Raw genomic sequence first — 22,390 nt, 5'->3', positions numbered from 1 at the left:
GCTTGTTTGATAAGGATTTTTTCAGTGGTCGGCGCTTCGGGTGGGAACCCGGGGCGCCTTTCTCTTCCCCGATTATCAACGACCACTAAAAATTCTTATCATGCCAGACAAGCAACACCATACCCCCACGGGGGAATTGTCCTATTACGGACTTTCGTTACTATCCTACCTCAAGGACAGCCACCCGGAACTCATCGCCGAAAGTGAGTTCATCGCCGAGCGGGCCGACAGCGCCGCCCAAGCGTACAGCGAGGCGATCCGTTCGGGCTGCAACCACATCGAGGCCGAAGAAATTGCCCGCGAGGAACTCTGCCGCGGACTGCACTTTTCACCCTACAACACGCTGGTAAACATCCTCTGGAGGGAATTCGAGGCGGAGATTCCCGAGGATACCGCCCGGCAGGCGGCTCTACGCCTGCTGCCCCTCTGCCGCGGGGTGCTGGAGAAGTACGACCTCACGGACGACTTCGCCGACACGCCCGACTACGAACTGTTCTATACCGAACTGACGGGAACCGTCCAAATACTTCTCGAAGATGGCATTCAATAAGAAAACCCACCTCCGCCAGAATATCGACGCGCTGAAGACGGCCTTCACGCTCGACAGGGAACGGCGGGCGCCGACTCCCGAAGAAGAAAGGACACTCGGCGCATACAGCGGCTTCGGCGCCATCAAGGAAGTGCTGGAAAACCCCACCGGGAAACCGGACAAGGACGGCATGGCAACGCTCGTGGCCGAGTTGCACGAGGTCATCAGGGCGAACACCCCCGACGAACGGGAATACAAGCGCTACATGGACGGGATCAAGAACTCCGTCCTGACGGCTTTTTACACGCCCCCGAAAGTGGCAGACGCCATCGTGGAGGCGATATGGGACACGCGGATCGTCCCCAAACGTATTCTTGACCCCAGTGCGGGAACGGGGGTTTTCGTCAGTGCCGTGGATTTCCACGCCCCCTATGCGGAGATCACCTGCTTCGAGAAAGACCCCGCCACGGGGTTGATCCTGAAGCACCTGCACCCCGAAAAACGGGTGCGGGTACAGGGATTCGAGCGCATCGAACCCAAATACGCCGGTTACTACGACGTGGCCGTGAGCAACATCCCTTTCGGGGACGTGGCGCTCTTCGACCCGTTCTTCTCCACCCATACCGACCCCGTGCGGCGGCAAGGCACACGGGCGCTGCACAACTATTTTTTCATGAAGTCCGTCGATATGGTACGCGAGGGCGGCCTGGTGGCATTCATCACCTCGCAGGGAGTATTGAACGCCGAGCAGGGACGCCCCGTGCGCGAGTGGCTGATGAACCGCTGCGAGCCCGTATCGGCCATCCGGCTGCCGAACAACCTCTTTACAGAACACGCGGGGACGGAGGTCGGCAGCGACCTGGTTATCCTGCAAAAGAAAGCCGCCACGGGGGAACTGTCCGAACGGCAGCGGGATTTCATCGAATCCCGCAAGCTGTCGAACGGCATCCGGATAAACAACCTTTTCCAGTCGTTCGACAGGGTGATCCATACCGAGGCCAAAGTAGGCAAAGACCCCTACGGCAAACCGGCGATGGAGTTCACCCACGCGGAGGGCGTGGACGGCATCGACCGGGAGATGCGGCGTATGCTCTCGGAGGATTTCAACCGGCATTTCAACGAGAGTTATTGCCTGGAACATGCTCCGGAACAGACACCCGGTACACCGGAGCGGGAATTGTCCCGTCCCCGTCAGGCGGAACGCCAGCGTGCCGAAAGACACGAGCCCCGCCTTGCCGGAGAAATCGTCAAGGAGATTATCGCCGATGCCCGTAACCTTCAGCAGCAGCGGGAAGAGGAGGAAAAACGCCGCGTCGTCGCCGAAATGGCGGCACAGGGCTACCATGTCGATACCGAAACCGGGGAGATTACCCGAATCGAAAACAAACCCGGACAAGTGTTACCGGATTCTGCTGCCACACCCGCCGGAGAACCGACCGGGGAGGATCTGGCCGACTTCGGGGCCTGGTCGAAAGAGCGGGAGAATCGCTTGTGGGAGCAGCACCCGCCGAAACCCGAAGATTTCGGCATGGCAGATACTCCCGTGCAGCACGTGGGCGGAATAACGGAACCGAAACCGCGGGAGGGCTTCGCCGGGTCGCTTTTCGACACGGTGGAAACGGCGGCTCCCGTACCTGCCACCCAAGCTGCCGAACCGGTAAATGTGCAGCAGGAACCGTTGCTGACGCTCTACGATCTGTTCGGCTTCAGCGCCGAGGAGCGGCGGCAGGCAGAACTCGGTATATCCAAGAAAAGGAACAGCCGCCGGGGAGCAAAGCGGAAGACGCCCCGACAACCCTCATTATTCGCCCCGGCCTCCTCTCCGGAGGAACAGAAGAGCGAAATGCCGAAAACGACGCCACCGGAGCGTGATCCCGAAGACTTGTATGCCTCCCTGAACTGGGAGGACAACCCGCCGATCAACGGCTTTTACGAGATGATGATGTCGCTTACCCCGGAACGGAGGGCGGAATTGCGCCGACAAAGCGCCCGGCAGCAGGAAACCCCGGAACAGCGGGAACGGCAGGCGGTACGCCCCCCGACGGAAGCCCCGAAAGGCAAACGGAAACAAGCCGCCGGTACGCCGAGAACGGGCGGCCTGTTCGACACGCCGGACAATCCAGAGGAGGAAGAACCCGGTAAAGAAATGCCGCAGATACGGGAGGCGGATATGAAACCCCGACCGTTCGAGGGGGAGGTCGCCCCCTATTTCCGCGAGGGAACACTCGTCACGGACGGACAAAACCGGGTCGGCTACCTGCGGGAGACTGAATCCCTGCAACCCATGTTCCACCCGCTGGAACTCACGCCTGCACAACGGACGAAAGCCTCCATGTATATCGAGATACGCGATGCCTATTACCACCTTTATAACAACGAGGCGGAAACGCTGACGGCGAACCCCGCCCTGCGGGAGATGCTCAACCGGCTTTACGACAATTTCACCGAACGCTTCGGACGGCTCAATGACAAACGCAACCTCGACCTGATCAAGATGGACGCGCGGGGGACGGAGATTCTGTCGCTGGAGCGTTACATCGACGGCAAGGCACGCAAAGCCGACATCTTCGAGCGTCCCGTGGCCTTCAATCCCGATGAGATCACGCACGCCGACGACGCTTCGGAGGCCCTTGTGGCCAGCCTGAACAAGTACGGCCGGGTGGAACCGCACTACATGGCCTCGCTCACGGGAACTACCGTGGAGGGAATACTCGGGGAACTGAAAGGACGTATCTATTACAACCCGGAAACGGACGGCTACGAGGTTGCCGACAAGTTCATCGCCGGCAATGTCATCGGGAAAGCCGAACGGATCGAGGCGTTCCTGCGGGAGAATCCCGACCACGCCCCGGCCCGGGAATCGCTGGAGGCTCTGCGCGAGGCGACGCCCAAACCCATCGCTTTCGACGACCTGGATTTCAACCTGGGCGAACGGTGGATTCCAAAAGGTGTTTACGAGCGTTTCGCCTCCTCGCTCTTCGATACGGAGGTGAAGATCACCTTCGCCTCCAACCTAGACGAGTACGGCGTGAAGGCGGAAGCGACGAACGTGAAGATCACGGAGCAGTATGCCGTCAGCGCGCAGACCCGTAAGTACAACGGCCTGCACCTTTTGAAACACGCCCTGCAAAACACTTCGCCCGACATCACCAAGACCGTCCTCAAATGGGTGGACGGAGAACGGCGGGAGGTCAAAGTGCGTGACGGGGAGGCCATACAGCTCGCCAACAGCAAGATAGATGAGATCCGGGGTGCTTTCCCCGAATGGCTGCGCGAGCAGTCGTCCGACTTCAAAGACCGCCTGACAGACCTCTATAACCGTACTTTCAACTGTTACGTGCGCCCGAAGTACGACGGGACGCACCAGGAATTCCCCGACCTCGACCTCAAGGGGCTGGGAATCGACAAACTGTATGACAGCCAGAAGGACGCGATATGGATGGACAAACTGCTCGGCGGCGGGATAATCGACCACGAGGTGGGCGGCGGAAAGACCCTTATCATGTGCTGCGGGGCCTACGAGAAGAAACGCCTCGGGCTGGCCAATAAACCCATGATTATCGGGCTGAAAGCCAACATCCATGAAATAGCCCGGACGTTCTGCACCGCTTACCCGATGGCCAAAGTCCTCTACCCGGGCAAGGAGGATTTCACGCCCCGGAAGCGTGAGCGCATCTTCCGGGAGATACGCAACAACGACTGGGACGTCGTGATCCTCTCGCACGAACAGTTCGGCATGATACCCCAGTCCCCGGAGATACAGCAGGAGATATTGCAGGCCGAGCTGGACTGTGTGGAGGAGAACCTCGAAGTGCTCAAAGCACAAGGCAGGGACGTTTCCCGCGCCATGATGAAAGGGTGTCAGAAACGCAAGGCCAACCTGGAAGCCAAGTTGCAGAAGGTGGCGCACGCGCTGGAAACACGCAAGGACGACGCCGTGGACTTCCGCCTCATGGGTATCGACCACCTCTACGTGGACGAGAGCCACAAATTCAAGAACCTGACTTTCACGACCCGGCATGACCGGGTGGCGGGCCTCGGAAATCCCGAGGGGTCGCAGCGGGCGCTCAACATGCTTTTCGCGCTGCGTACCATACAGCAGCGCACGGGCCGCGACCTGGGGGCGACGTTCCTCTCGGGAACGACCATCTCCAACTCGCTCACGGAACTGTACCTGCTTTTCAAGTACCTGCGCCCGAAGGAACTGGAGCGTCAGAATATCCGCACCTTCGATGCCTGGGCGGCCATATTTGCCAAGAAAACCATCGACTACGAGTTTTCCGTGACCAACGAGGTCGTGCAGAAAGAACGGTTCCGATATTTCATCAAGGTTCCCGAACTGGCCATGTTCTACTCCGAGATTACAGATTACCGCTCGGCGGAGGATATAGGGATCGACCGACCGCAAAAGAACGAGATATTGCACAATATCCCGCCGACACCCCAGCAGACGGAGTTCATAGAACGGCTGGTGCAGTTCGCCAAATCGGGCGATGCCACGCTCCTGGGCCGCCTGCCGCTCTCGGAGCGGGAGGAAAAGGCGAAAATGCTCATTGCCACAGACTACGCCCGCAAGATGTCGCTCGATATGCGTATGATAGACCCCGAACTATACAGCGACCACGTGGACAACAAGGCGAGCCACTGCGCCCGTATGATTGCCGGTTACTACCGCCGTTTCGAGGCGTACAAAGGTACGCAGTTCGTATTCTCCGACCTGGGAACCTACAAACCCGGAGCGGGGTGGAACGTCTATTCCGAGATACGGCGTAAACTCGCGGAGGATTACGGCATACCCCAAAGCGAGGTGCGGTTCATCCAGGAGGCGACCTCGGAAAAAGCGCGCAAGGAGATGATCGCCGGTATGAACGCCGGAAAAATCCGCGTACTCTTCGGATCGACCGAGATGCTCGGGACGGGAGTGAACGCGCAGAAACGCTGCGTGGCGATACACCACCTGGACTGCCCCTGGCGTCCCAGCGACCTGGAGCAGCGCGACGGGCGGGGAATACGCACCGGGAACGAGATCGCCAAACTCCATGCCGACAACAAGGTGGACGTGATATTATACGCCGTCGAGAAGTCGCTCGACGCCTACAAGTTCGGGCTGTTGCACAACAAGCAACTGTTCATCCGCCAGCTCAAGACCAACAACATGGGAAGCCGTACCATCGACGAGGGGGCCATCGACGAGAAAAGCGGCATGAATTTTTCCGAGTATGTAGCCGTCCTCTCGGGAAATACAGACCTGCTGGACAAGGCCCGCCTGGAGAAGAAGATCGCCACGCTCGAAAGCGAACGCCAGGCATTCGTGCGCGGCAAATCATCGAGCCGCTACAAGCTGGAGCAGATCACGGAGAAGATAGAGAAGAACAACGACCTGATACGGCGTATCGGCAAGGATCTGGAACACTTCAAGGCCCGCGTCGAGTTCAACGAGGACGGCTCGTACCGCAATCCCGTGAAACTGAACGGGCTGGAAACCTCCGACCCCAAGCTCATCGGGAAACAGCTCAACCGTATCGCCGAAACGGCACGCACGCTCGACAGGCTCGAACCCATCGGGAGCCTCTACGGGTTCGAACTGCTCGTCCAGAGCGAAACGACCGGGAAAGACGGGCTCGACCTGGTGCAGAACCGTTTTTATGTCCGGGGTGAAGGGGATTATCTATACCAGTATAACTACGGGAATATCGCCTCCGACCCGCGACTGGCGGCGATGAACTTCATCCACGCGCTCGCGACCATCGAGCCGACACTGGAAAAATTCCGGAAAAAGAACGAGGAACTGGAGAAAGATATTCCCGTCCTGCGGGAAGTGGTGGAAAGTTCCTGGCGCAAGGAGCCCGAACTGACGGCCCTGAAAACTGACCTGACGGAAATAGACCGCAGGATACAGCAAAGCCTCAAACCGATAGAAGAGAGCGAGGGAAAGGAGGCGGAGGAGGATAACGACGTGTGCCGGGAACGGCATGACACGGCGGAAGAGCTCCCGAAGGAAGACAACACGGCGGCCCGTATTCCTTCCCGGCTGCGGCAGATTGCCGACGCCTCCGGGGGGCGCATCGTGATCGCGGGCGTGGGCAGCCCGCCGGAGAACGGCCCCGCAAAGAAAGGGATTAAGATGTAAGCGAAAAGCCGACGGAAGTACAGATTTCCGTCGGCTTTTTTCATATGCCCATGAGCGTTGTTGTCACACTTCCTGCAAGAGTGTTTGCAGCTCCTCCTGCGTGGGAAGATAGGTCATGTACTGGGCGGCGAAGACCTGCTTTTCATCTTCGGGCAGCGTATAACGGACGACCGCGTCGTTTTTCTCCGCGCAGAGGACGATACCCACCGGAGGGTTATCCCCGGGATTCATCAACTCACGGGTGTAGTAATTGACATACATCTGCATCTGCCCCAAATCCTGATGGGTCAGCTCCCCGGATTTAAGGTCTATTAAAACGAAACAGCGGGCCAGGTAATTGTAAAAGACCAGGTCGATGTAGAAATGCTTGTCGTCGAAGGAGATACGCTTCTGTCGCGCGACGAAGGCGAAGCCTTTCCCGAGTTCGAGCATCAAGCGCTGCAAGCGGCTGATGAGCAGTTGCTCCAGATCGGTTTCCAGAAAATGCTCTCCCTGGGGGATACCGAGAAACTCCAGGATATACGGGTCGCGGATGATCTCTTTGGGTTCGACACGCCCGGGTTCGGTACGGGAAATCTCCTCTTTCACGGCTTTCTTGTCTCGGCTGGCCAGCAGGCGGTCATAGAAAAGCGTGTTGATTTGGCGGTCGAGCTGCCGGACACTCCAGTTTTCCTTGACGCACTCGTGCAGGTAAAAATCACGGGCGGCATCGCCCGACACCTTGAGAAGCGTGCGGCAATGCGACCAGCTCAATTTATCACACAGCGTGTGATATTTCGGGTAGCACTGGTAAAACTGCCTCATGTACCGCAGGTTGGTGGCCGTGAACCCGTTTCCGAACTCCGCCACGAGCCGCCTGGAAAGGGTGTTGATGACAGCCTTGCCATATCCGGCACGGCCGGTTCCCTGCTGCTCGTACTCCACTATATATTTCCCTACCTGCCAGTAAGCCCTCACGAGGGTCGAATTGACATGATGTATCACCTTCGCGCGCGCTTCCTGCAAGATATGGCGCACGTTATGCAGTAGCTCTTCCTCCCCTTTGTCGGCAGGATATATTTTATCTGTTTCTTTCATTGTTCATTATTATATAGGCTTCCAAGTGCAAACATACTGATTTTACGGCAAATATCGAACGGTTGTACCGCCTTGTCGTGCCTTATTCCATGTATCTCCGCGTTTTTCCATGACGCCGGACTCTCGGGACAGGGCCTAACCGGAACCGGCAGGACGATCCTTTTTCAGCTTGCGGAAATTACTGAAGTTACGCTCGATGAACCGCAGGACGTCCGATTCCCGGTAGAAGGTCTTGTGATAGATCATCTCGTAAGGCAGCTCTCCCGAGGTGCGGTAACGCTGGAGTGTGCGCTTGCTGATATTGAGCATACGGCACAGGTCGTAATTGTCCAGAAGACGCTCCCCGTCAGGCAGGATGGAAAGCGGTTGCTCCACATCCCCCGCGCACAGCTTCTCAATACGTTCCAGCCGTTCCGAGAGCCGCTGCATCCATCCGTCGAAATATTCCTTATCCAGAAACATGGCCTACTCCTTTGGTCGGTTTTTGCGCCGCACGGAACGCTCCTTCAGCACACGGCGGATTTCCGTGAGGGAATAATACAGCTTCCGGTTGATGGCCGAATAGGTGATCACGTGATCCGAGCGGAGGCGTTGAAGGGTACGCCCGCTGATGCCCAGGTAACGGCAGACCTGCTCGCCGTCCATCCATTCGTCGTTTATATACTCCTTATTCCATGCACGCCCCTTTTCAGGGAGAGAGGCGATTGCAGCCTCTATTTTCTCTATACGCCCGACAAGCTCGTTATAGGCTCGCGAACCGATCACTATGATTTTCATACTCCTTTGTTTTTTAGTCTGTTACAAAGGTCGGGCTTATATGGACAGCTTAAAACGAGGTCGGTACGACTTTTTTTTGATAATTTGCAGTGAACTGATTCTCAACGGTTCATGCGGTGAAGAAGGCAGTGTTTTTTACCGAAATCCGCGGCCCGTACTCGGTATTTTTATTGGCAGAAATGCGATAGCATACTGTGATTCAACGCTTAACGGTGTTCTAATCCGGACGGGGCTACAACGGAACACCCGTATCGGCTCCTTATACGGGTGCAAATACGGGCGTTCGGGAAAGTTCCTTTCGAGAGTTACGGGGGAAAACCGACCTCGGTTCTTTTGTTATATACAACGCTGATTATCAGTGCTTCTATAAGAAATAGAGTGCTTTACCGGTTCATGTTCTACTCGGAATTGCCGTTTTTCTTGTTTCGCTTCCACGTCTGCATACGTTTAAGCAGGGCCTCTTTCGCCTTGTCAAGCCACGGTGTCGGGTTGTTTCGGATTTTCATATCGCAGAATGTCCTCGAAAGGTTCATGTCGAGGTGTACGTTGAAAGCGTTGGAAATGTAGCTGGCAAGTTGCGTGAGTGGCACATTGCCGAAACAGCCTTTACTGTCGAGCAGGTAAATAAGTTCCGTCAGATCCGTCTTCGAGTCCTGCCATGTCGGACGCACGTCAGGCAATGGCAGAACCATGTTCCGGAGGTTCGTGCTCTCCAGTGATTCCAATTCGCCCATAAGATAAACCGACAACATATCGTTGGCCAGGATTTTCGCCACCTTGAAATCCGCGTTTGTCGAAAACTGCGGGTCGAGTTCATAGTAGAAGGTTTCCAGGTATTGCTCCGTGTCGGTCTGCCCGCGCAGGAAATAGAGGCTGTCCAGGTGTGTAGCGCCGCTGCGGAAATAGCGGATAAAGTCGAGGCGTTTCTGCGTGTACGCGTTGATGGCCCGAACATGGGCGTCCAGGTACTCCCGTTGTGCCTCGATACTTCCTACCGGACGGTTCATCTCGATATTGTAGAGCTTGCGGTAATAGATCAGACGGCAAAAAAGACGGGGTTTGATTTCTTTGAAGAACTTTATTTCCTCGTCATCGTTTTGAAAACGGTAGCCGATGATATATTGTTTCAAACGGTCGAACGCTTCTCCCAGGACACGTGACGCTTCAAGCGACTTTTTCAACACGTCGGTATCCCGCGATTCGATACGTTCGATACTCCGCAGGACTTCGCTGTTTAATTTTTCTATAAATGCAATCATAATCCGTCTTGTTACTTTCGCGTATAAAGTTAGCGAATCGAAAAACCGGCGGATTACGATTTTTATCTTTCTCTTCGTTTTTTTATCACGGAGCCGATTTTAATGTCAGATCCGACCTTCCTGGCGGATGGAAGTGGGATTGCTCCCCATATTCCGCTTGCAAAAGTCCGTAAAGTGGGATTGGGCGGAGAAACCGCACATGTAGGCTATTTCCTGCAACGTGTAGTGTGTCGTCCGCAACAACTCCCCGATACGTTCGATACGGCGCTGACGTAACCACGAGGAGGCCGAGCAGCCGAAAACCCGCTGGAAACGCCGGCGGAAGGTAATCGTGCTGGAATACCCGCAAACCCCGGCGAGTTCCGTGACGTTATCCGAGGCAAGATAATTCGATTTGACACGGGAGATGAACTCGTAATCGTCCCCCAGGTGCAACAGCTCCTCGAACTCCCCGACATCGGCGGGAGTGAGATGTTCATAAGAGGCGTCGAGCATTTTCAGCATGACAGCAGCGTTACATTCAACGGGCATACCCAATGTCTTACGGGCTTCACGCAGGTAATTCTTGAACCGCAGCCGCAGCGTGTCGTGATGCGGGTAGGAACACTCGGACAGAATGGTGCAAACCGTCCGCAGTTCATCGACACAACAGTAGCCGAAATACCACGTTACAAGACGCTCGACGTAATGGACGACATGAAATTCCTCCGAAAGCATCAGAAGAAGCAGGAACGGGGTGAAATCCTGGTATTCCCTCGTTATGGGACGGGGTGCTTCGTCAAGCAAGGAGGCGATGTCCCGCATCAGCAGAGAATCTCCCGAGTACGCTTTTATTTGTTCGGAACTGCGGGCATAATCCCGGTAACGCGATATGACCGCCGACAAAGCATTGAACTTCACGGCGTGAACGCCTTCTATAAAGGAAGGGCGAAGACTGTTGTAAATGGATAAGTCGGTTTGCATAAGTCATTTCTATAAAACGGAGCCGCATCCCCTTGTTGCCAAAACTCCGCAAGTCGTTACTTATGAACCGCTTGGAACACGGTACGAATCCTAATTACAAATATATCGCATCTGATAATCCGGAACAAATATCAGCAGGTAAAAATGAAAATAAACCTCGTTATTTTTGATTATTACCTGCAATAATATTATATTTGCAAACAAATAAGAGTTGTTTGACAGCATGAGAAATATAGTGTATCAAAGCACTTTACCAATTTCTTATCCGTTGCCCATTCTCATGCGAGTTTCTTTTAATCTATTTGTAGTCAATTAAATACCTTCAGACTACATCAAATATAGAAAAAACTAACAATATACAATGGAGTGTTTCTATTAATTTTTTACCAGTACCTATTATTCGAAATGGAAAAAGGCTTTGGGTATGGCTATATGCCAGTTTTAGAGTTTGCCAAGAATCTTGTCCATCACCCAGTTGGTCAGCGTGGCGCTTTCACCGTCGCAGGAGCAAACAGACTGACCCAACAAATGGTCTACCACTGCCTGGATAAGCGGCTGTTGCACATGTTCAGGATTACCGATGCAGATTTCTTCGCGTCCCTTTTCGGTATGCAGTCCGATAGGCTCGTAAGTAAAGACAGAGAAACAAATCATTCCCTTATCGCCGATAATCTCTATACGGTCTTCGCGGGCGGAATCATGGGCGACGAAGCACCACGAACCGCTACCCACCAATCCGTTGTCGAACTGGAAGCAGGCGCTCAATGTATCTTCGGCGGGATAGAGTCCGCCACGATTGCTCTTGTAGCCGCTGGCTTCGAGGATACAACCGAACATATCCTGCAATAAATCTATCTGATGCGGGGCAAGATCATAGAAGTAACCACCTCCGGCAATATCCGCTTGTACACGCCAGGGAAGATTATCACGATTGTAATCCAAATCGCGCGGCGGCTGGGCAAAACGAATCTGTACATTGATAACATTACCGATAGTCCCATTTTCTACCAGTTCCTTTACTTTTTGAAAATAAGGAAGATAACGCCGATAATATGCGACGAAACAGGGAACACCCGTTTCTTTGGATATGCGGTTGATGCGGGTACATTCTTCATAAGTGACGGCCATCGGCTTTTCGATATAGGCCGGCTTGCCTGCTTTCATGGACATGATTGCATAAGTGGCGTGTGAAGAAGGGGGGGTAGCGATATAAATAGCATTAACTTCCGGGTCGTCTATCAACTCCTGTGCGTCATCATACCATTTTTTGATACCTCTCTCTTTGGCATAAGCCTTCGCCTTCGCACCGTCACGGCTCATTACTGCCACGACTTCCGAATGGTCTACTTTTTGGAAAGCAGGGCCACTTTTTGTTTTCGTAACTTCTCCGCAACCGATGAAGCCCCATTTAATGATCTTTTCACTCATAATATAATTACCTATTGTGCCTGTTTTAAACAAACCCCAAAGATAAAGCTATTTTTTGTCAAGAGCAACTTTATCGGGTATAGTATTTCTTGTAAATCTTTTGATATTCCTCTTCCTTTTGGAATGCATCCAGCCATGTATTCAAACTATCGAGTAAGACGGGTGATTGTTTGCTGACTGCCCATGAGTAGAACTGCGTAAAGCTGATTGCCGTATTAATATCAATTTGCGGCAAAGAATCTGCAACCGCTTGTGCGATGCTTTCGTCACAAACGGCGTAGTCGATGTCTCCATGAGCTACCATCGAAATCAATTGCTCGGGGCCGTATTTCTCTATCTCCTTTATATAGATAGTGTCTCCGATTTCATTTCCCAGGTTTTGGATGCGTAGAATGGAAGGAGAGCCTTTCACTACATGAAGGGTTCGTTGCGCTAAGTCCAACTGGCTGTGAATATAAAGTGAATCGTCTTCTCCGGTTTCTTTCCGCTGTACCAGCACTTGCTTGTTGAGTACGATAGGAGAGGTGAGGAGCAGGGAATCTTTTAGCGCGCTGGTGGCTAATATGCCGAAAGCGATGACATCATAACGCCCTTCGCTTAGTCCTTTCAGACGTTCGTCGAAACTCATAATGGGAGTTATCCTGGCTTCCAGTCCCTTATCACGGGCAAATGCTTCAATCAGTTCATAATGAAAACCGGAAATGGTGTCACCATCTACATAGAAACTGATGGAATTGTATTCAGTTGCTACACGCAATATCCCTTCTTTGGCAATGGCGGCGTAGTCACGCGGGTGTCCCGACGGCTTTTCCTCTTTGCCGCATTGGCGGACAGAAAAAAGGATTGCCAGTACAAGGATTACAGGTATTAAATATCTGAACAGTCTCAGTTTGGGGCGTGTCTCCATAAGCCATAAAGGTTTAGTTAATCATAGAAATTCCATGAAAGGCCGAATTTCAGTACTCTGGGGTTGATAGGGTAGTGAGGTGACAGGAAGTAATTCGGTCTGCTCATATCCTGGTTCACATGATACATCATCACATAGAAACGTGTACGCTTTAAATGCAGGTTTGCGTAAACATTCACAATCGGATAACCGCCAATCTCTACCTGATCTTCTGTCGGTTGCAGATGGAAGTTCTGAATGGCAGGCATATAGGCAGGGGCATTGTATTTTGTAAAGTACCGCACATCTGCACCCAACTGTACGCTAAGTACCTTCTTCGCCAGTTTGAACTGCATATAGAAATTGTGATACAAGGACAGGTCGGGCAGAGGAAGCACCGTCTGGTCACTGGACTTTTGCCAGGTTACTTCATTGTCCAGATGGAATATTCCCACCTTGAAGTCTTGTGTTAAACTGGCGGATAATACTTGCAGGCTTCCGCTTTTCTGTTCGGGTGTTGCCTGTTGGTTAAAGTAAGTGTAGTTCTTTATGTTCTCTACTCCTGCTTTCAGCCGTGTTCTCCAACGGGCGATACTTAATTCCCCCTCGATACGGGTGCGGAATTCTTTGTCCATATCATTGTCCCACAAGAAATGTTTGGAGTGATAATGGCGCATATAGAAAGGCGCAAGTTTGTTGCTGACTTCACCACGGGCTATGAGACTTACCGTATCTTTCCACAAAGGGAAGTTAAGGTCAATATCCCCTTTCACGTTGAACTGCCCGATGGCTTTTCCTGCCAGCCCCACTTCACCGATAGCATGATAATGAAGCACATTTCCTTCGCGTTTGGAAAGTTCACCGCCCACAAATATTTCGTTCTCATTATATTTGTCGGGAGACGGGCTGCCATTCATATTCATAAGTGTGTACTTGCTAATTTTATAGGAAGCAAATGCGGTCAGTCCGGCTTTGGCATATTTGTTGAATCCTTCCAATAAAGCAATACCTAAGGTGTTCTTGATTCCTATATACGTGGTACTGTCTCTGACAGTCGGGCTTTCCGGGTCTAAATATGTATTCTGATAATAGCCTTTATCTACTTGGTCATTCGAATTAAAACCGTGCCGCGCACGCTCTACCTGAATGGTATGTATGAAGCTGGTGACCGGTACAAATTCCTGTTTGGCGGGAGTGGTATCATTTTCAGCCTGCACAATATCGCGTTTGAATCCCAAATTGTAGCGTTGGGTCAGGAATACATAAAAATCGTGATTACGATTGGTTGTTGCGTTTAGTTTGGTCGGGATGTTGGTTGATTCATATTCCCTTTGCCCCTCTGCCATTTCCTCGGGAGCTGTGATATATCTGTCATCAGTAATACCGCCGTTTTCGTTTGTCTTCAGGTAGTTGTTGCTGTATATGGCTTGCATCTGATATTTGTCGCCAATGTAACTACCGAAAAAGGCGGCATTGAAGTATGCCGTATTCTGATTATTGTAATATCCCCGTCCGTACAGGTAGTCTATATTAAAACCGAAAGCCAGTCTCTTGTTGACATTGACAGAGAAGTATGATTTGAAACGTTCTTCACCGTTTACTTTATTCCCCGCTTTATGATAGGTAAGATTGGTGTAGGGTACGTTACTGTTTGTAAAATTGAATTCCGTAGGACGGATAAAGAAACTGGAGAAAGGCTCCATGAAAATGGTCGGTTCCGGGTCGCGGCGGTCAAAGAAGATACGCGACATACGGGGAGAACCCATATTACCCAGATAATTATAATGTCCGGTCAGTCCGTCTGTAAGGTTCGTGTTCTGGAAATGATGGTAGGCGGTATCTGCCGGAATGATAGTCCGGTCGCCCAACTGATTTTTGATACGCCACATATATAATGTAGGCGGTAACCCCTGCACTTCGACATTTGCACTATCCAGTCTGTCCGGAATCATGGCAGGGTCTACCTGATTACCATATTGGTCGTATCCGTTCTCGTCCACTCTTTGTCGACCATTATCGAACTGTGCACGGACAGTTGTCAAACCTATAACGGAAAGCAGTATATATAATAGTAAGATTCGTCTCATAATTGGGGACAAAGATACTTACTTTTATTGATTTAATGATAATGGATAATTGAAAATTATGTTGCATACGCACTATACGTAGCTAATAATTATCAATTATCCATTGTACATTATCTGTTAATTAAACCTCACGGATTAACTCCATACCTTTCTTGATGGCTTCCTCATTCATAGGTATCAAGTGGTGGTGGCGTTCAGGCAGGGTTTTCTTCAGTCCTTTGATGACATTTTCCAACGTAACAATCGGGCGGAGCTTCAATAAACCGCCAAGCACAATCATGTTGAATGCCTTGGCATTATTCATTTCGTTGGCTGCGTCCATTGCGTCGATGCGGTATACTTTGATGTCCTTGCGGGTAGGCGGGTTGATAATTCCGTAACCGTCATAAATAAGGATACCGCCGGGCTTCACTTTGCTTTCAAACTTCTCGAGTGAAGGCTGGTTCAGAATGATGGCACTGTCATATTTACTAAGAATCGGCGAGGATATCTTGTCATCGCTTACAATGACCGTAACGTTGGCCGTTCCGCCACGTTGCTCAGGGCCGTAAGCCGGCATCCAGCTAACTTCCTTGCCTTCCATCAAACCGGAATAAGCCAGAATCTTACCCATAGACAATACGCCTTGTCCACCGAATCCTGCTATAATTATTTCTTCTTTCATTGTTCTGTTGACTTTTAGCGTTATTCTTTATCTTTTAAATCACCCAGCGGATAGAACGGGAACATATGTTCTTCCATCCATTTGTTCGATTTTTCAGGAGTCATCTTCCAACCTGAACTACAAGTTGAAACGATTTCTACCAAATTGGAACCTTTACCGCTCATGGAATTTTCAAAAGCCTTGCGGATTGCTTTCTTTGCCTTGCGGATAGCCGGTACGGATTGTACGGACTGGCGGGTTACGTAAGCGGTCCCTTCCAGTTGGGCGGCGATTTCGGTCATCTTCAACGGATAACCGTGAAGTTCTACGTCACGTCCGTAAGGACAAGTGGAACTTTTCATGCCTACGAGGGTAGTCGGAGCCATCTGACCGCCGGTCATACCATAGATAGCATTATTAATAAAGATAATCGTGATATTTTCGCCACGGTTCAAAGCGTGTATGGTTTCGGCTGTACCGATACAAGCCAGGTCACCATCACCCTGGTAAGTGAATACCAGACGATCAGGCCACAGGCGTTTCACGGCAGTTGCCACAGCGGGAGCGCGTCCGTGTGCTGCTTCCTGCCAGTCAATATCCAAATAATTATAGGCGAAAACTGCGCATCCTACCGGCGAGATTCCCACCGTCTTATCTTCCATGCCCATCTCCTCTATCACTTCGGCAATGAGCTTGTGTACCACACCGTGACTGCAACCCGGGCAGTAGTGCATGGCGTTATCGTTCATCAGAGTCGGTTTTTTGTAAACCAGATTCTCGGGCTTGATTATTTCTTCTTTAGTCATAACTTCATCTCCTTATCTGTTGGTGAACCGTATAAAAAACTCCATCAGCTTGACAAAGATTGCCGCGCCGCATACGTAGATAAACATTTTGAAATCATCTCGCGCTACGAAGTAGGTGATGATGGCTGCCACAGCCAATATTATAAAAAGGATGTTCAGTACGTTTCTTATTTTATCGGGATTCATCGTTTCGTTATTTGATTATTTTTTCTTCCAAAGCAGTTACAATCTCATCCGGATCGGGGACAATGCCGCCGAGACGTCCGAAATGTTCTACCTTAATTTTACCGTTCACAGCCAGGCGGACATCTTCAATCATCTGTCCCGCGTTCAGTTCCGTAACAAGCATGCCTTTCACCTTTTCAGCGTATGCGGCAATCGCTTTTGTCGGGAACGGCCACAGTGTAATCGGACGAAGGATACCTACTTTGATACCTTTCTCACGAGCGAGTTCCATTGCTTTCTGACCGATACGTGCCATTGAACCAAAGGCAATAATCAGATATTCTGCGTCTTCGCAGTTTATTTCTTCGAAGCGTACTTCGTTTTCTTCAATTTCGCGATATTTGGCCTGGAAACGCAGATTGTTGATTTCCATCGCTTCCGGTTTCAATTCAAGAGAAGTGATAATGTTCGGTTTGCGGCCTTTCGCTTTTCCGGTAGTAGCCCACGGGCATTGCGCGATAACTTCTTCTTCCGTGCGGCGTGGTTTCTGCGCGGGAAGAACTACTTTTTCCATCATCTGTCCGATAACACCGTCGGAAAGGATGATAGCCGGGTTACGGTATTTGAAAGCCAGTTCGAAGCCGAGTGCCACGAAATCCGCCATTTCCTGCACGGATGCCGGAGCGAGGGCAATCAGCCGGTAGTCACCGTGGCCGCCGCCTTTTACTGTCTGGAAGTAGTCGGCCTGGCTCGGTTGGATAGTTCCCAGTCCGGGGCCACCGCGCATCACGTTCACAATCAGACAAGGAAGTTCGGCACCGGCGATGTAAGAAATACCTTCCTGTTTCAAGCTTACACCGGGGCTTGAAGATGATGTCAGTACCATCTTTCCGCTACCTGCGCCACCATACACCATATTGATAGCTGCCACTTCACTTTCTGCCTGAAGCACTACCATACCGGTTGTTTCCCAGGGTTTCAGTTCGGCAAGCGTTTCCAACACTTCCGATTGGGGAGTAATAGGATAACCGAAGTACCCGTCCGCACCGCAACGGATGGCTGCGTGGGCGATGGCTTCGTTTCCTTTCATTAATACAACTTCTTCTGCCATATTCTTTTCTTTTATTCTACTTTTACTTTATACACTGAGATACATCCGTCGGGACAAACCGTTGCGCACGAGCTGCATCCGTTGCAGGTATCTTCTTTCACTTGCCAGGCATAGTTATAGCCTTTCATATTCACCTCTTTATTGAGGGCGATTACATCGAGCGGACACGCCACTACACACAGGTTGCATCCTTTGCAACGCTCCGTGTCGACTACGATTGCTCCTTTGATTTTTGCCATAATCTTTATTTTATTACGTTATCTTTGAGTACGGTTATTGATTATACATCTCTTTATTGATTGAATCTGTTCTTTACTGGTTGAACATATCCTTGTTGTAGAAGTTAAGGATATCTATCACCATCTTCCTGGCCTGAACGGCAGGACTGTCGGGATTGATTTCGATAGCATACTGGTAGTTGTCCAGCGCCCGTTTCCAATCTCCTTTTTTCCGGTAGGCATTTCCCCGTAAATAATAAAGGGCATCTTTCTCTTTTTCGACAGAAGTGTCCTGGAGAAGCTGATCCAATTGCTTGATCGCTGTGTCCACGTCCCCCTGATTGATAAGCTCTTTTAGGTTGTCTATTTGCTCCATTTCTTTCGTCTTTCGGGATTCTGAAACGCAAAGATAGTTTTTATTTATGTAAATGGGGCAAACGTGGACGGAAATTTGCATCGTTTTGAGTTTATTGCATATTACTTCTTTATCCGACGCACCGGCTTTCGCATACTTCACTTCCAACAGATACGTGTACGGTGGCAATACGGGTACTGCCGGACTGGGTTTGAAGAAGAAATTATTCTCTTTATATAATATTTTATTAGATGAAAAAAGCGTGTATTTGAGGGTGAGCCCCTCACCCTCAAATACACGCTTTTTTTGCATTAAAAAGAATAATATTCCGCGCCTGCGCGCGTACATTATTATATAAAAATCAATTATAATAAGAAAACTGCCCCCCTTGCTTATTCTCCATAATGCGATGTATTTGATGAAATCCCGTTATAGTCGCTTGAACTTTTCGCTATAGCTAATTCCGGTTTCATTATAGCAAATTTTTTTTTCATTATAGCTAATCCGTTTTTCATTATAGCTAATTTTATTTTCGTTATAGCTAACCGGAATCTGTCCTAAAGAGATTCACGGCTCATCGGGATACTTCAAGAAATAATTCCGGATGTTAGCTTGCATTTACTGAAAGATACTGTATTTTTGTGCAGATATTAAAATGTATAGACTATGCTGGACATTATTTTGATTGTGATAAGTGCCCTCTGTTTGATAATCGGGTTGGCCGGTTGTGTACTTCCTATGGTGCCCGGCCCGCCTGTTGCTTATTTAGGACTGGTTATTCTCCATTTCACGGATAAGGTGGAATATACTGCGACGCAATTAATCGTGTGGTTATTGATTGTAGCTGTTTTGCAGGTCTTGGATTATTTTACGCCGATGCTGGGCAGTAAGTATAGTGGTGGCAGTAAATGGGGAAATTGGGGATGTATCATCGGAACTTTGGCCGGACTTCTTTTCTTGCCTTGGGGAATTATTCTCGGGCCTTTCCTCGGAGCAGTGATTGGTGAGTTGCTGGGGAATAAGGAGTTTTCCCAGGCACTCAAATCCGGATTCGGCTCATTGATCGGGTTCATATTGGGAACATTGCTGAAGTTCGTTGTCTGCGGTTATTTCTGTTATCAGTTTATTATAGGTTTTATCCGGTAAGCCTTTTTTGTTGTATAAATTCAAATGTAAGTTACTGAAATGTCTGGTGAGAGTTTATAATAAACTGTAGGCCCGTTTATAATAAACGATGAACGTTTTTATTATAAACTTAAAAAGGGTTTGTGTATAAAGGATAAACAATTTTCAATGAATAAGGAAGGCGGGAAAACGAATGAATGGTTTTAGAAGATTGAAATGGTAAATATGTGGTACATATTTCCCGGATATACGATTCAGTTATTCAAAAATAAAGGCAGCTATTTTATTTGATGTTGTACCATCCTATAAATAGCTGCCTTATTTATTTTATCTTTTCAGGCTTTATTTTACCGGAATCTTATCAATACGGTTCTGATGACGGCCGCCGTCAAACTTTGTAGAGAAGAACTCTGTCAAAATCATGTCCGCTTCTTCAGTGCTGATGAAGCGTCCCGGCATTACCAGAATGTTGGCGTCATTGTGCTGACGGGCAAGATGTGCAATCTCTGCATTCCAGCAAAGAGCGGCACGAATACCCTGATGTTTGTTCAGCGTCATATTGATTCCGTTTCCGCTGCCGCAGATAGCGATACCGGGATAACATTCACCCGATTCCACTGCAAGGGCTAGCGGATGAGCATAGTCCGGATAGTCTACGCTTGCGGTAGAGTTAGTTCCGAAATCTTTGTAAGCCCAACCTTTTACTTCCAGCCAGCCACGAACATATTCTTTTAGTTCAAAGCCGGCATGGTCGCATGCTAATCCGATTGTTTTCATTAGAGCATTGCTTTTACTTGGTTATACACGTTCTCGGCAGTAAATCCAAGTTTCTCATCCAATACAGTGTAAGGAGCGGAGAAACCGAAAGATTCCAGTCCCCAAACTTTACCGTGGCAACCTACCAGACCTTGCAAGGTGACAGGCAGACCGGCGGTCATACCGAAGATCTTGGCTGCTGAAGGAAGAATAGATTCCTGATACTCTTTGGACTGGCTGCGGAACAGACCTTCGGACGGAGCAGATACAATACGTACTTTTACACCGTCTTTACGAAGCAATTCTGTGCCGGCTACCAAAGTAGCCACTTCAGAACCGGAAGCTACGAGGATTACATCCGGGTTTTCGTCAGAACCTGCTACGATATAAGCACCTTTGGATGCTTGTTCGTAATCCGTTCCTGAGGGCAAGCTAACAATATTCTGACGAGAGAAAATCAAGCCTGTCGGAGTAGATGTATTTTCCATGGCAAGTTTCCATGCGATAGTTGTTTCTTCTGCGTCGGCCGGACGAAGTACCAGCATAGAGTTGTGTCCCTTGTGGTTTTTCAGTTTCTCCATCAGGCGGATTTGTGCTTCCTGCTCTACCGGTTCGTGAGTAGGGCCGTCTTCACCTACGCGGAATGCATCGTGTGTCCAGATGAACTTCACGGGTTGTTCCATCAGGGCAGCCATACGTACGGCAGGTTTCATATAGTCAGAGAATACAAAGAAAGTACCGCAAGCTGCGATTACACCACCGTGAAGTGACATACCGATACAGATACAAGCCATTGACAACTCAGATACGCCGGCCTGGAAGAATGCTCCGCTGAAATCACCTTTCTTGAAAGAATGGGTTTTCTTCAGGAAGCCGTCGGTCTTGTCAGAGTTGGAAAGGTCGGCAGAAGCGACAATCATGTTTTCCACTTGAGTGGCAAGTGCTCCCAATACAGTTGCAGATGCGGCACGTGTTGCGCTGCCTGCTTTCTGTTCGATAGCGGCCCAGTCCACTTTCGGAGCTTTGCCGGAGAAGAATGCTTCCAGTTTGGCAGCCAGTTCAGGGTTCGCTTTTGCCCATGCGGCTTTTGCTGCATATCTTTCAGCTACGATTTTCTTCAGTTCTTCCGCACGTTTAGCATACAATTCGGCTACTTCGGGGAATATAACGAACGGGTTGGTAGGATCACCGCCCAAATTTTTGATTGTATTTACATAAGCGTCACCGCCGAGAGGGGCACCGTGTGTAGCGCAGTTAGCTTCATAGCTGCTGCCGTCTGCCTTGCGTGCGCCTTTACCCATTACGGTCTTACCGATAATCAGTGTCGGGCGTTCTTTTTCAGCCTGTGCTTCCTTGATAGCTGCGCGGATTTCGTCCGCGTCGTTACCATTGATGGTAAGTACGTTCCATCCCCATGCTTCATATTTCATGGCTGTGTCTTCAACGGTCACATCTTTCGTTTCTGTAGAAAGCTGGATATCGTTGGAGTCATAGAACATAATCAGGTTGTCCAGTCCCAGTGCGCCGGCAATACGTCCGGAACCTTGAGAGATTTCTTCCTGAATACCACCGTCCGAAATGTAAGCATAGATGGTTTGGTTCATCACCTCATTGAAACGGGCTTTCAGGAATTTTGCGGCAATCGCGGCACCTACGGCGAAAGTATGTCCCTGTCCCAACGGGCCGGAAGTGTTTTCAATGCCACGCATGATATCTACTTCAGGATGTCCCGGAGTAGGGCTTCCCCATTGACGGAATTCTTTCAATTCATCCAACGTGAATTTTCCTGTCAATGCCAGTGTGGAATAAAGCATCGGAGACATATGACCCGGATCGAGGAAGAAACGGTCACGTCCTTCCCAACGTGGGTTTTCGGGGTCGTATACTAGAAACTCGGAGAAGAGTACATTAACAAAATCAGCACCACCCATGGCACCACCCGGGTGACCGGAATTGGCTTTTTCAACCATTGAAGCAGCAAGAATACGGATGTTATCCGCTGCACGATTCATAAGTTTGTTATCGTTCATATCTTTAAAATTTAATGGATTTCTGTCAGATTGCTGGCAAAGATA

General features: G+C 50.2%; 18 protein-coding genes. 3 read left to right on the top strand and 15 right to left on the bottom strand.

Annotation, left to right across the window (positions count from 1 at the left end):
• Positions 1-100: 100 nt before the first annotated feature.
• Entirely contained in the window at positions 101-550 is a 450-nt protein-coding gene (locus AB5443_RS01110) for a DUF1896 family protein (RefSeq protein WP_004295482.1), read from the top strand.
• Positions 537-6,659 carry a helicase-related protein gene (locus tag AB5443_RS01105; protein WP_004319204.1) on the top strand — a complete coding sequence of 2,041 codons (6,123 nt, stop codon included), beginning with the start codon at positions 537-539 and terminating at the stop codon, positions 6,657-6,659. The genes AB5443_RS01110 and AB5443_RS01105 overlap by 14 nt, the downstream gene beginning before the upstream one ends.
• Positions 6,660-6,722: 63 nt before the next feature.
• Here AB5443_RS01105 and AB5443_RS01100 read toward each other — a convergent pair whose 3' ends face one another.
• From AB5443_RS01100 to AB5443_RS01040, 13 genes are all read right to left on the bottom strand, one after another.
• Positions 6,723-7,736, bottom strand: a complete 1,014-nt coding sequence (locus AB5443_RS01100) for a YhcG family protein (protein WP_004319206.1) — start codon at positions 7,734-7,736, stop codon at positions 6,723-6,725.
• A 135-nt stretch (positions 7,737-7,871) separates the two neighbouring features.
• Positions 7,872-8,198 (bottom strand): helix-turn-helix domain-containing protein, encoded by a 327-nt coding sequence (locus AB5443_RS01095; protein WP_004295487.1) that lies wholly within the window; start codon positions 8,196-8,198, stop codon positions 7,872-7,874.
• Positions 8,199-8,201: 3 nt separating this feature from the next.
• Positions 8,202-8,513 (bottom strand): helix-turn-helix domain-containing protein, encoded by a 312-nt coding sequence (locus AB5443_RS01090; RefSeq protein WP_004303820.1) that lies wholly within the window; start codon positions 8,511-8,513, stop codon positions 8,202-8,204.
• Positions 8,514-8,911: 398 nt separating this feature from the next.
• Positions 8,912-9,772, bottom strand: coding sequence for an RteC domain-containing protein (locus tag AB5443_RS01085; RefSeq protein WP_004295489.1), 861 nt, complete (start codon positions 9,770-9,772; stop codon positions 8,912-8,914).
• 105 nt (positions 9,773-9,877) lie between these two features.
• Entirely contained in the window at positions 9,878-10,735 is an 858-nt protein-coding gene (locus AB5443_RS01080; protein WP_004294809.1) for a helix-turn-helix transcriptional regulator, read from the bottom strand.
• Positions 10,736-11,176: 441 nt separating this feature from the next.
• Entirely contained in the window at positions 11,177-12,163 is a 987-nt protein-coding gene (locus AB5443_RS01075) for a Gfo/Idh/MocA family protein (RefSeq protein ID WP_022138096.1), read from the bottom strand.
• 70 nt (positions 12,164-12,233) lie between these two features.
• Positions 12,234-13,070, bottom strand: a complete 837-nt coding sequence (locus tag AB5443_RS01070) for a transporter substrate-binding domain-containing protein (RefSeq protein ID WP_195406986.1) — start codon at positions 13,068-13,070, stop codon at positions 12,234-12,236.
• Between the two features lie 17 nt (positions 13,071-13,087).
• Positions 13,088-15,136 (bottom strand): putative porin, encoded by a 2,049-nt coding sequence (locus AB5443_RS01065; RefSeq protein ID WP_368113056.1) that lies wholly within the window; start codon positions 15,134-15,136, stop codon positions 13,088-13,090.
• A 121-nt stretch (positions 15,137-15,257) separates the two neighbouring features.
• A complete protein-coding gene (locus AB5443_RS01060; protein WP_022138093.1) occupies positions 15,258-15,800 on the bottom strand; it encodes a 2-oxoacid:acceptor oxidoreductase family protein in 543 nt (180 codons plus the stop codon).
• A gap of 20 nt (positions 15,801-15,820) precedes the next feature.
• Positions 15,821-16,585 (bottom strand): thiamine pyrophosphate-dependent enzyme, encoded by a 765-nt coding sequence (locus AB5443_RS01055; protein WP_044653655.1) that lies wholly within the window; start codon positions 16,583-16,585, stop codon positions 15,821-15,823.
• Between the two features lie 193 nt (positions 16,586-16,778).
• The gene (locus tag AB5443_RS01050; protein ID WP_044653656.1) at positions 16,779-17,861 is read right to left on the bottom strand and encodes a 3-methyl-2-oxobutanoate dehydrogenase subunit VorB; all 1,083 of its coding nucleotides are present in this window, start codon (positions 17,859-17,861) and stop codon (positions 16,779-16,781) included.
• An 11-nt stretch (positions 17,862-17,872) separates the two neighbouring features.
• Positions 17,873-18,100, bottom strand: a complete 228-nt coding sequence (locus AB5443_RS01045) for a ferredoxin family protein (RefSeq protein WP_004297419.1) — start codon at positions 18,098-18,100, stop codon at positions 17,873-17,875.
• A 73-nt stretch (positions 18,101-18,173) separates the two neighbouring features.
• Positions 18,174-18,455 (bottom strand): tol-pal system YbgF family protein, encoded by a 282-nt coding sequence (locus AB5443_RS01040; protein ID WP_044653122.1) that lies wholly within the window; start codon positions 18,453-18,455, stop codon positions 18,174-18,176.
• Between the two features lie 645 nt (positions 18,456-19,100).
• Between AB5443_RS01040 and AB5443_RS01035 the strand changes: the two genes are divergently transcribed.
• Complete coding sequence (locus tag AB5443_RS01035; RefSeq protein WP_073348339.1) at positions 19,101-19,580, top strand: DUF456 domain-containing protein; 480 nt, start codon at positions 19,101-19,103, stop codon at positions 19,578-19,580.
• A 321-nt stretch (positions 19,581-19,901) separates the two neighbouring features.
• On the opposite strand, the gene rpiB is transcribed toward AB5443_RS01035, so the two are convergent.
• Positions 19,902-20,336 (bottom strand): ribose 5-phosphate isomerase B, encoded by a 435-nt coding sequence (rpiB, locus tag AB5443_RS01030; protein WP_044656153.1) that lies wholly within the window; start codon positions 20,334-20,336, stop codon positions 19,902-19,904.
• Positions 20,336-22,345 carry a transketolase family protein gene (locus AB5443_RS01025; RefSeq protein WP_368113055.1) on the bottom strand — a complete coding sequence of 670 codons (2,010 nt, stop codon included), beginning with the start codon at positions 22,343-22,345 and terminating at the stop codon, positions 20,336-20,338. Before AB5443_RS01025 ends, rpiB begins: the two co-directional genes overlap by 1 nt.
• Between the last annotated feature and the right edge of the window lie 45 nt (positions 22,346-22,390).

It is taken from the genome of Bacteroides sp. RTP21281st1_H5_RTP21281_210402 (assembly GCF_040918965.1).
Classification (GTDB): Bacteria; Bacteroidota; Bacteroidia; order Bacteroidales; family Bacteroidaceae; genus Bacteroides; species Bacteroides congonensis.
This window is presented reverse-complemented; position numbering and strand designations above follow the sequence as displayed.

Coding starts and splice junctions, on each gene's coding strand:
- AB5443_RS01110 (WP_004295482.1), top strand. CDS start 101: ATGCCAGACAAGCAACACCATACCCCCACGGGGGAATTGTCCTATTAC.
- AB5443_RS01105 (WP_004319204.1), top strand. CDS start 537: ATGGCATTCAATAAGAAAACCCACCTCCGCCAGAATATCGACGCGCTG.
- AB5443_RS01100 (WP_004319206.1), bottom strand. CDS start 7,736: ATGAAAGAAACAGATAAAATATATCCTGCCGACAAAGGGGAGGAAGAG.
- AB5443_RS01095 (WP_004295487.1), bottom strand. CDS start 8,198: ATGTTTCTGGATAAGGAATATTTCGACGGATGGATGCAGCGGCTCTCG.
- AB5443_RS01090 (WP_004303820.1), bottom strand. CDS start 8,513: ATGAAAATCATAGTGATCGGTTCGCGAGCCTATAACGAGCTTGTCGGG.
- AB5443_RS01085 (WP_004295489.1), bottom strand. CDS start 9,772: ATGATTGCATTTATAGAAAAATTAAACAGCGAAGTCCTGCGGAGTATC.
- AB5443_RS01080 (WP_004294809.1), bottom strand. CDS start 10,735: ATGCAAACCGACTTATCCATTTACAACAGTCTTCGCCCTTCCTTTATA.
- AB5443_RS01075 (WP_022138096.1), bottom strand. CDS start 12,163: ATGAGTGAAAAGATCATTAAATGGGGCTTCATCGGTTGCGGAGAAGTT.
- AB5443_RS01070 (WP_195406986.1), bottom strand. CDS start 13,070: ATGGAGACACGCCCCAAACTGAGACTGTTCAGATATTTAATACCTGTA.
- AB5443_RS01065 (WP_368113056.1), bottom strand. CDS start 15,136: ATGAGACGAATCTTACTATTATATATACTGCTTTCCGTTATAGGTTTG.
- AB5443_RS01060 (WP_022138093.1), bottom strand. CDS start 15,800: ATGAAAGAAGAAATAATTATAGCAGGATTCGGTGGACAAGGCGTATTG.
- AB5443_RS01055 (WP_044653655.1), bottom strand. CDS start 16,585: ATGACTAAAGAAGAAATAATCAAGCCCGAGAATCTGGTTTACAAAAAA.
- AB5443_RS01050 (WP_044653656.1), bottom strand. CDS start 17,861: ATGGCAGAAGAAGTTGTATTAATGAAAGGAAACGAAGCCATCGCCCAC.
- AB5443_RS01045 (WP_004297419.1), bottom strand. CDS start 18,100: ATGGCAAAAATCAAAGGAGCAATCGTAGTCGACACGGAGCGTTGCAAA.
- AB5443_RS01040 (WP_044653122.1), bottom strand. CDS start 18,455: ATGGAGCAAATAGACAACCTAAAAGAGCTTATCAATCAGGGGGACGTG.
- AB5443_RS01035 (WP_073348339.1), top strand. CDS start 19,101: ATGCTGGACATTATTTTGATTGTGATAAGTGCCCTCTGTTTGATAATC.
- rpiB (WP_044656153.1), bottom strand. CDS start 20,336: ATGAAAACAATCGGATTAGCATGCGACCATGCCGGCTTTGAACTAAAA.
- AB5443_RS01025 (WP_368113055.1), bottom strand. CDS start 22,345: ATGAACGATAACAAACTTATGAATCGTGCAGCGGATAACATCCGTATT.